This window comes from Mesorhizobium sp., from assembly GCF_005063415.1.
Lineage (GTDB): Bacteria > Pseudomonadota > Alphaproteobacteria > Rhizobiales > Rhizobiaceae > Mesorhizobium.
On record NZ_SUEG01000021.1, the window covers coordinates 5598 to 14418 of the forward strand.

Consider the following 8821-nt stretch of genomic DNA (forward strand, 5'->3'; position numbering starts at 1 on the left):
GTGCTCAAGATCGCCGTCCTCGACATCATCCCCACCGCCGCGACATGGGATCGAGCGGATGCCAGACTGGCGCTTGGCTTCTGGCCCTGGAGCCTTCTTGCCCAACCGGAGCCCCTGCCGGAGCGTCTGATAGGCGCGGCTCCCGATGCCGTCGTCGACGATGCAATAACGCAGTGGGGATCGTCGGCGAAAATGGTCTCCAAAGAGGCCAGGAACGCCTATGTTGATGCGCTTCGCGATCCCGCGCATATTCATGCCATCTGCGAAGAGTATCGCGCTGCTGCCACGATCGATCGTGAACACGACGCGCTGGACCAGGCAAACGGTCGTCGCATCGAGTGTCCGCTAATGGCCCTATGGAGTGGCGAAGGCGCCCTGGAGAATTGGTATGCGCAAGAAGGCGGGCCACTGGCCATCTGGAGGAAATGGGCCGACAGAGTGGAAGGACGCGCTGTCCAAGGCGGGCACTTTTTCCCGGAAGAGCACCCCGACAAGACGGCAGTGGTTCTCTCGGAATTCTTTGAAGACAAACAGGACGGTCAGCACAGAATATTGTAGGGGTCACATGCTTCAGTTACGCGGAACCTCGGGAGCGCTTCGCCGCCCGACATCGAGAACCCTCCGAAATCCGCCCGTCCGGCATCAACGTGCTTGACAAGGGAATGAAGGCGATCTCCACGGCCGCGCCTCTGATATGCAGCCTGATGTTTGTCGGAAGTTGCGCATCGCCTTTGCCTGCATCCTTTGATGCTGCGCAATACGACAAGATGAGTTGCGTCGAGCTCAACGTGGCGATCGGCGCGGTCGCTGACGAAATGTCGGCGACAGCCATCGCTCGTGGCAAAGTCGTCCACACCAACATTCCGGGCTGGTTGTTGGGAGGGCAGCGTGTCGCCTCGACCGTGGCTGCCCGCCAAAGCGCGAAGATCGAGCGCTTGCGGCAGCAGGAGGCCGCGATTGCAGCGGCGAGACGAAGCCGGTGCTGATTGCGTCACTGAAGTGGGTCTTCAGCCCGCCACACCGGATTGATGCGCAGCGATCGCGCCGAGGAATATCTCACCGAAATCCTTGAGCTTGGCGGCGCCGACGCCGTTGACTGCGGCGAAGGTGTCCAGATCACGCGGGCAGCGTTCGGCCATATCGATCAGTGTACGATCCGAAAAGATCACGAAGGCCGGCACCTGGCGTTCCCGGGCAAGACGCAGCCGTACAGCCTTGAGCGCGGCCAGCAGCGCCGAATCCAGACCTTCCGTGCCTGCCGCGGTATCCGCAGGACGTATCTTGCCTCGCGATGACTGGCGCGCGTCCAAGCGATACCGGAATGAAGCCTCGCCCCGAGCCAGCGCACGGCCCTTCTCGGCAATGGCGAGGCCACCATGGCCGACTGAGTCCAATATCAGAAACCCTCCCGCGACGAGCTGGCGGACCAGCGACAGCCACACGTTTTTCTTGTGCGCCACACCGGTGCCGAAGCTGGCAAGCCGGTGGTGGTTCCTGTCCAGGACCTTCTCGGTCTCATGGCCGAGCAGGACATCGACGACATGGGCGGCGCCAAAGCGCTCGCCGGTCTGTGTGATCGCCGCCAGGATGATCCGCGCCTCCGCCTCGCCATCCGCATGCGGCGCCTGGTCGAGGCAGTTGTCGCAATTGCCGCAATGCGAAGCACTTTCGCCGAAATAGCCAAGCAGGATCTGACGGCGGCACTGCGTCGTCTCGCAATAACCGATCAGCGTATCGAGTCGGCCATGCGCGCGCCTTTTGTGCTCAGCCGGCGCGTCCTCGTCTTCGATGAAAAGCCGGCGCATGCGTATATCGCCGAGACCGAAGAGCATATGTGCCTCGGCCGCCCGCCCGATTTCCTGATAATAGGCCTCCTGGCTGCCTGGCAGGTCGGTGTGGAAGACATAGGCGACATCCGGCTTGTCGATCCCCATGCCGAAGGCAATGGTCGCCACCATCACCACGCCGGACAAGGTCATGAAAGCATTTTGATTCGCTTCACGCGCGTCCTTGCTCATGCCGGCATGATAGGCGAGCGCGCGTACGCCGTTCCGCTCGAGGAACGCCGCCATCTCCTCGGTCTTTTTGCGTGACAGGCAATAGACGATCCCGCTGCGGCCCGCATGGCGCTGCACGAAGCCTAGCAATTGGCGCTTGCTGTCCTGCTTGGGCTCAATGCTTAGCTTGATGTTCGGCCGGTCGAAGCCGAGCACCACGGTATCGACGCGCCCGTCGAACAGTTGCGCGGCAATGTCGGTGCGCGTCGTCTCGTCCGCCGTCGCCGTCAGCGCAATGATCGGCACTTTCGGGAAGACATCACGTAGTCTCGACAATTCTTCGTATTCGCGCCGGAACGCCGGTCCCCATTGCGAGATGCAATGCGCCTCGTCGATGGCGATCAGCCGGACATCGAGCTTGGTCAACGCCTCGAGCATTCGCACCGTCATTAGCCGCTCCGGTGCAAGGTAGAGCAGGCGCGTCTGGCCTGCCGCGACGCGGCGCCATGCAGCGACATTGGCATCGCGATCGAGTGAGGAATTGATCGTATCGGCTGCCACACCGGCAAGGCGCAATGCGGCGACCTGGTCCTGCATCAGCGCCACCAGGGGCGAAACGACAATGGTGAGCCCGCCCAGGACCAACGCCGGGACCTGGTAGCAGAGCGATTTGCCCGCACCCGTCGGCATGACGGCCAGCACATGGCGTCTGGCCAGCAGCGCCTCCATCACGGGCGCCTGGCCGGGACGAAAGTCATCGAAGCCGAATACATCCTTCAGGACGCGCCGCTTGGAATCCTCTGCCGGGAAGCTCGCTGCTACCTGCATTGCAGAACTTTCGGGGATACGACCTGCCGAAATTCCCCGGCGAATCGCCAGGTGATTGCCTGGACAGCAGATTCGAACATTTATCGACCCCTCTGGTCCTGTCCGCGGCACCGCCTGAAGCGACCTTCTCTCTCATTGGCCGATATCGGACCGTCGTTCCAGCCCCTATTCGCCTTGACTGTGAATATCGCGCCGCCTCGGAGCGGTTAATCCTATCTTCACCATCATTCGGCAGGTTCAGGTTCTGCGGTGATGTTTTGAGTACCGCGGCGCCACAAGCGCCCAGGCAACACGCCCGCGTCTCTCCGGAGGCGCGGGTTTTTTCGTTCCGAGAACCGGCTGCCTGATCTTCGGGCCCGCAGCTCAGTCGAGGAAATCGGCGCGGTGCGGCGTGAAGCTGTCGACCAGTCGTCCCGCCTCCAGCGCCTTGACGCCATGGACAAGGTTGGACGGGACGATGAAGCTGCTTCCTGTCTCCAGGACCTCGGTCCTGCCGTCGATGGTGACCTCGAAGCGACCTTCGGCGACATAGCTCGCCTGGACATGCGGGTGCGAGTGCAGCGCGCCGACGCCGCCCTTGTCGAAACCGAACTCGACCATCATCAGCTCGTCCGTGTGCAGGAGCACGCGTCTGCGGTTGCCATCCGGCGTCGGCGTCCACGCACCCTCGCCGGCATGCGAGAAGATTTTGGTTCCGGTCATCGCCAAACTCTTATCATTTGCTGCTTATCGCGCCAGCCAGCCCCCATCCACCGGCACCACCGCGCCATGCATGTAGTTCGACGCCGGCGCCAGCAGGAATACGGTTGCGTCGCCGATGTCTTCCGGCGCACCCCAGCGTCCGGCCGGAATACGCGCCAGGATCGAAGCGCTGCGGTCGGGATCGGCGCGCAGCGCCTCGGTGTTGTTGGTCTCGATATAACCGGGCGCAATACCGTTGACGTTGATGCCCTTTGCCGCCCACTCGCAGGCAAGCAGCCGGGTGATGCCGAGCACGCCATGTTTGGAGGCGGTGTAGGAGGCGACGCGGATGCCGCCCTGGAAACTCAGCACCGAAGCGATGTTGACGATCTTGCCGCGCCGCGCCTGATCGGCGAGCACGCGCCTGGCAAAGCGCTGGCTGAGGAAGAACACGGTCTTCAGATTGACGCCGATGACGTCGTCCCAGTCAGCTTCGGTGAGGTCGACCGCATCGGCACGCCGGATGATGCCGGCATTGTTGACCAGGCCGTCGAGCGGCCCGGTATCGTCCCAGACGCGGTCAAGCATCGCTTGAGCGGCGGCATCATCGCCAAGATCGCAGCGGACCGCCTCGAAGCGGCCGCCGGCCGCCGCAATCTTCTCCGCCGTGTCGTCCATCGCCGAGCGGCCGACGCCGACGACCGCGCCGCCGGCGCGCGCGATCGACACGGCGATGCCCTGGCCGATGCCGGTATTGGCGCCGGTGACGAGGATACGCTTGCCGGTAAGGCTGAAGGCCGAGAGATCGCTCACTTGAGCTCCTCCATCGCCACCAGGTCGACATCGGTATAGTCGACATTGTCTCCGGCCATCGCCCAGATGAAGGCGTAGTTCGAGGTGCCGGCGCCCGAATGGATCGACCATCCCGGCGACAGCACCGCCTCCTCGTTGCGCATGACGAGATGGCGCGTTTCGTCCGGTTCGCCCATGAAGTGAAACACCCGCGCCGCCTCCGGCAGGTCGAAATAGAGATAGGCCTCCATGCGCCGGTCATGCACATGGCACGGCATGGTGTTCCAGACCGAACCGGGGGCGAGCTGCGTCATGCCGACGACCAGCTGACAGGTCTTTACGCCGTCGGCATGGATGAACTGGAAGATCGAGCGCTCGTTGGAGGTTGCCTTGCTGCCGAGATCGAGCCGCTTGGCATCGCCGACGCGGATCAGCCGGTCGGGATGGCCCTGATGCGCCGGCGCGCTGAGCAGGTAGAATTTAGCCGGCTCAGCCGGGTTGGTCGCAGCAAACGATACCTCATCCGTGCCCATGCCGAGATAGAGCATGTCGCGCGCCTGCAGCTCGTAGGATTGACCGCCGGCTTTCACGACGCCGGCACCGGCGATGTTGACGATGATCATCTCACGGCGGTCGAGAAAATTCTTGGTCCCGGTTGGCTTGATCGCCTGCAGCGGCAGCGGTGCGCCGGCGGGCATGGCGCCGCCGACGATCATGCGGTCGTAATGGGTGTAGGTCAGGCTGATGCGGCCGGGCTGGAACAAGTCCTCGATCAGGAAATTGTGACGCAGTTCGTCCGTTCCCATAGCTGCGGCAGAAACAGGATCGATGGCGAAGCGGGAGGTGAAATCCGCATGATTGTCAGTGTGATTCATTGCTGTCCCATGGGGCTGCCTCAATTGCTTATTCAGTTGCCGCGGCCTTGACCGAGTCGGCATAAAAAACCTGGCGCGCGTGCAGGCGCTCGCGATAGCGCTGCTGGCTGGCACCGAGATGCGCGCGCATCGCCTCCCGGGCCGCCTCGGCATCGCCTGCCGAGATGGCATTGAGGATCACCAGATGCTCACGCTGCAGGCCGCGCTGATAGGCGTCCGATTGGGCGATCTCGGTCGACCAGGGCGAGGTCACATCGCAAGGGATGGCGCGGCGGCCGAGCACGTCGAGCATCTCGACATAGAATGGATTGTTGGTGGCGCTGGCGATTGCGCGGTGGAAGGCAAGGTCGGCCGGTCCTGTCGGCTCGCTGTTGAGGAGCAGCCGTTCGAATTCGAAAAAAGCTTCCTGGATGGCCGCTTCCTGTGCGGCGTTGCGGCGGATGGCAGCGAGCCCGGCGGATTCGATCTCGATCGCCAACCTGACTTCGAGCACGTTGAGGGCGATCGAATCCTTGCTGCCCATCTCTGCTGCCAGAGCACCGAACGCAGTCGAGATATGCTCGGTGACGAAGACGCCGGCGCCTTGGCGCGGTTCGACCAGGCCGTCCGCGGCAAGCTTGGCCAGCGCCTCGCGTATCACGGTGCGGCTGACCCCGAAGGTTTCAGTCAACTGACCCTCGGTCGGCAGCTTTTGCCCCGGCTGGATCTCGCCCGCCTGCAGCTGTTTGCGGATCGCCGCGACGACGATTTCCGAAAGCTTCGGTCTTCGTTCGACGCGGAGGTCGACTGCGGTGTCCGAGGCCATGTCGCACCCCCTATTTGAAGACGCTCGGCAGCCATAGCGAAATGGCCGGAATGTAAGTGACGAGCGCCAGCACCACGAGACCTGCCGCATAGAACGGCCAGATCGAGCGCATCGATTCCCAGACGGATATCTTGCCCACTGCACACGCCACGAACTGCACTGCGCCCACCGGCGGCGTGTTCAGCCCGATGCCGAAATTGAGGATCATGATGACGCCGAAATGCACCGGGTCGACGCCGTAGGCCTGCGCCACAGGCAGGAAGATCGGCGTGCAAATGATGATCGTCGGCCCCATGTCCATGAACGTGCCGAGGAACAGCATCAAGAGGTTGAGCAGGAGAAGCACGACCAGCGGATCGTCCGAGATCGCGTTCATGGAGGCGATCAACGCTGCCGGCACTTTCAGGAAGGCCATCAGCCACGAGAACGCCGCCGCCATGCCAATGATGAGCAGCACCATGGCCGTGGTGCGCACGGCGCCATGGGTGGCATGAACGAACCCTTCCCAGGTCATCTGCCGGTAAACGAAGACGGTCACGAGCAACGCATAGATGACGGCGATACAGGAACTCTCGGTGGCGGTGAAGACGCCCGATCGCACGCCGCCGAAGATGATCGCGATCAGCAACAGGCCGGGCACCGCAACGGCGAAAAGATGCGCGACGGCGGTGAAGCCCGGAAACGCCTCGGTCGGATAGCCGCGGGAGCGCGCCACGATATAGGCGGTGACCATCAGCGACAGAGCCAGCAGCAGGCCCGGGATGATACCGGCCGTGAACAGATCGGCGATGGAGATCTTTCCGCCTGCCGAGATCGAGTAGATGATCATGTTGTGCGACGGCGGCAGCAGCAGCGCAATCAGCGCCGCCATCGACGTGACGTTGACGGCGTAGTCCGCTCCATATCCACGCGCCTTCATCTGCGGGATCATCAGGCCGCCTACCGCCGCTGCCTCCGCAACCGCAGAACCGGAAATGCCGCCAAACAGTGTAGCGGTGGCGATATTGACCTGCCCGAGGCCGCCGCGCAAATGGCCGACGAGCGAGCCGGCGAAGGCAACGATCTTGCTGGCGATGCCGCCGCGCACCATCAAGTCGCCGGCGTAGATGAAAAACGGAATGGCCAGCAGCGAAAAGACGCTCATGCCGGAATTCAGGCGCTGGAACACGATGAGCGGCGGCAGGCCCATATAAAGGACGGTGGCGAGGCTTGCGACGCCGAGGCAGAAAGCGATCGGCGTGCCGATAAGCATCAGCAGGGTGAAGACGCCGAAGAGAATCCACAGTTCCATGGCGTCAGACCTTCACGTTGGCGGTGTCGAGTTCGGCTGCAACTTCGGCCGGCGGCAATTCATCGAGGGCATCATCGATCGGCGCGCCGGAGAGGCGAAGCACGATGCGCTCCAGCGTGAAGAGCACGATGAGCGCGCCTCCGGCGACAAGCGGGACGTAATCCCAGCCCCCCGATATGCCGAGTGACGGCAAGACGGAGCCCCACGTCAATGCGACCAGCTGGCTGCCATACCAGATCATGCCGATGCCGAAGGCGAGCGCGACGAGGTCCGAAATCATCCGCAGCCAGCGCTTGCCGCCTTTCGGCAGCACGTAGAGCAGGACGTCGAAGCCAAGATGGTAGTTCTCGCGCACACCGACGGCAGCGCCGAGGAAAATGAACCAGCTCATCAGCATCACCGAGCCGGGCTCGGTCCAGCTCGGCGAGCGGTTCAGGACGTAGCGGCCGAACACCTGCCAGGCGACGAACGCGGTCATCAGCACCAGCCCGATGCCGGCGATCGACAGCGCCGCCGTGCTGACGCGCGACATCACTTGCGCGACGCCGGACAGGAGCGGTGTTGGTTTTGGGCTGGAAGTCACCGGTTTTCTCCCCAGGAGGATGGCGGCGCGGAATGTCCGCGCCGCCGCTTGATCACTGCACGGCCTTGATGGCTTCGACCATGGCCTTCAGCTTGTCGTCCTTGACGTGCTTCTCGTAGACCGGGCCCATCGCGTCGATGAAGGGCTGCTTGTCCGGCGTCGTAATCTGCGAACCGGCCGCCTCGACCTTGGCGCGCGATTCCTTGACCTTGGCGGTCCATAGCTCGCGCTGCTTGGCGACGCTTTCCTTGGCGGCCGCCTTGAAGATCGCCTGGTCTTCCGGCGTCAGCTTGTCCCAGCTCGACTTCGCCATGACGAAGGCTTCCGGCACCATCGTGTGCTCGTCGAGCGAATAGTATTTGGCGACTTCCGCGTGCTTGGCAGTGTCGTAGCTCGGAAAATTGTTTTCCGCGCCGTCGATGACCCCGGTCTCGATCGCCGAATACACCTCGCCATACGGCATCGGCGTCGCGTTGGCGCCGAGTGCCGCCACCATGTCGACGAAGATGTCGGACTGGATGACGCGGAATTTCATGCCTGCCATATCGGCGACGGTGTTGATCGGCTTCTTCGAATTGTAGAAGGAGCGCGAGCCGCCGTCGTAAAAGGCAAGCAGCACCAGCCCGACCTGGTCGAACGCCGCCGCGATCTGGTCGCCGATCGCCCCGTCCATGACCTTGTGCATGTGCTCTTCCGAACGGAAGATGTAGGGCAGCGAGGGCACGGTGGTCTCCGGGATGAGCCCGTTGAACGGCGCCATCGAGACGCGGTTGAGATCGATCACGCCGGTGCGCACCTGCTCGATCGTGTCCTTTTCCTCGCCGAGTTGCGCGGAAGGATAGATCTCGACCACATAGCGGCCTGCCGTGCGCTCCTTCACCAGCTCGCCGAAATATTTGACCGCCTCGACCGTCGGATAGCCGTCCGGGTGCGTGTCGGACGAGCGCAGGACCGTCTGGGCGCTTGCCG

At 63.1% G+C, this 8821-nt stretch carries 9 protein-coding genes and 1 pseudogene; 2 read left to right on the forward strand and 8 right to left on the reverse strand.

Annotated elements, in window-relative coordinates:
* Window positions 1-558: pseudogene (locus E5W70_RS08425) on the forward strand (alpha/beta hydrolase); the annotation flags it as partial.
* 104 nt (window positions 559-662) lie between these two features.
* The gene (locus tag E5W70_RS08430) at window positions 663-986 is read left to right on the forward strand and encodes a hypothetical protein (RefSeq protein ID WP_292656421.1); all 324 of its coding nucleotides are present in this window, start codon (window positions 663-665) and stop codon (window positions 984-986) included.
* A gap of 21 nt (window positions 987-1007) precedes the next feature.
* Here E5W70_RS08430 and recQ read toward each other — a convergent pair whose 3' ends face one another.
* From recQ to E5W70_RS08470, 8 genes are all read right to left on the reverse strand, one after another.
* Window positions 1008-2825 (reverse strand): DNA helicase RecQ, encoded by a 1818-nt coding sequence (recQ, locus tag E5W70_RS08435; protein WP_292656423.1) that lies wholly within the window; start codon window positions 2823-2825, stop codon window positions 1008-1010.
* 363 nt (window positions 2826-3188) lie between these two features.
* Window positions 3189-3527 (reverse strand): cupin domain-containing protein, encoded by a 339-nt coding sequence (locus E5W70_RS08440; RefSeq protein WP_292656426.1) that lies wholly within the window; start codon window positions 3525-3527, stop codon window positions 3189-3191.
* 24 nt (window positions 3528-3551) lie between these two features.
* Window positions 3552-4319, reverse strand: a complete 768-nt coding sequence (kduD, locus tag E5W70_RS08445; RefSeq protein WP_292656429.1) for a 2-dehydro-3-deoxy-D-gluconate 5-dehydrogenase KduD — start codon at window positions 4317-4319, stop codon at window positions 3552-3554.
* Window positions 4316-5173 (reverse strand): 5-dehydro-4-deoxy-D-glucuronate isomerase, encoded by an 858-nt coding sequence (gene kduI, locus E5W70_RS08450; RefSeq protein WP_292656431.1) that lies wholly within the window; start codon window positions 5171-5173, stop codon window positions 4316-4318. Before kduI ends, kduD begins: the two co-directional genes overlap by 4 nt.
* Window positions 5174-5201: 28 nt before the next feature.
* Window positions 5202-5978: a FadR/GntR family transcriptional regulator gene (locus E5W70_RS08455; protein ID WP_292656434.1), complete on the reverse strand. Its 777-nt coding sequence runs from the start codon at window positions 5976-5978 to the stop codon at window positions 5202-5204.
* 10 nt (window positions 5979-5988) lie between these two features.
* The gene (locus E5W70_RS08460) at window positions 5989-7269 is read right to left on the reverse strand and encodes a TRAP transporter large permease (RefSeq protein WP_292656436.1); all 1281 of its coding nucleotides are present in this window, start codon (window positions 7267-7269) and stop codon (window positions 5989-5991) included.
* Window positions 7270-7273: 4 nt separating this feature from the next.
* Entirely contained in the window at window positions 7274-7801 is a 528-nt protein-coding gene (locus tag E5W70_RS08465) for a TRAP transporter small permease (protein WP_023719697.1), read from the reverse strand.
* 103 nt (window positions 7802-7904) lie between these two features.
* Window positions 7905-8821: TRAP transporter substrate-binding protein (locus E5W70_RS08470; RefSeq protein WP_292656439.1), on the reverse strand; the 917-nt coding region annotated here is incomplete at its 5' end.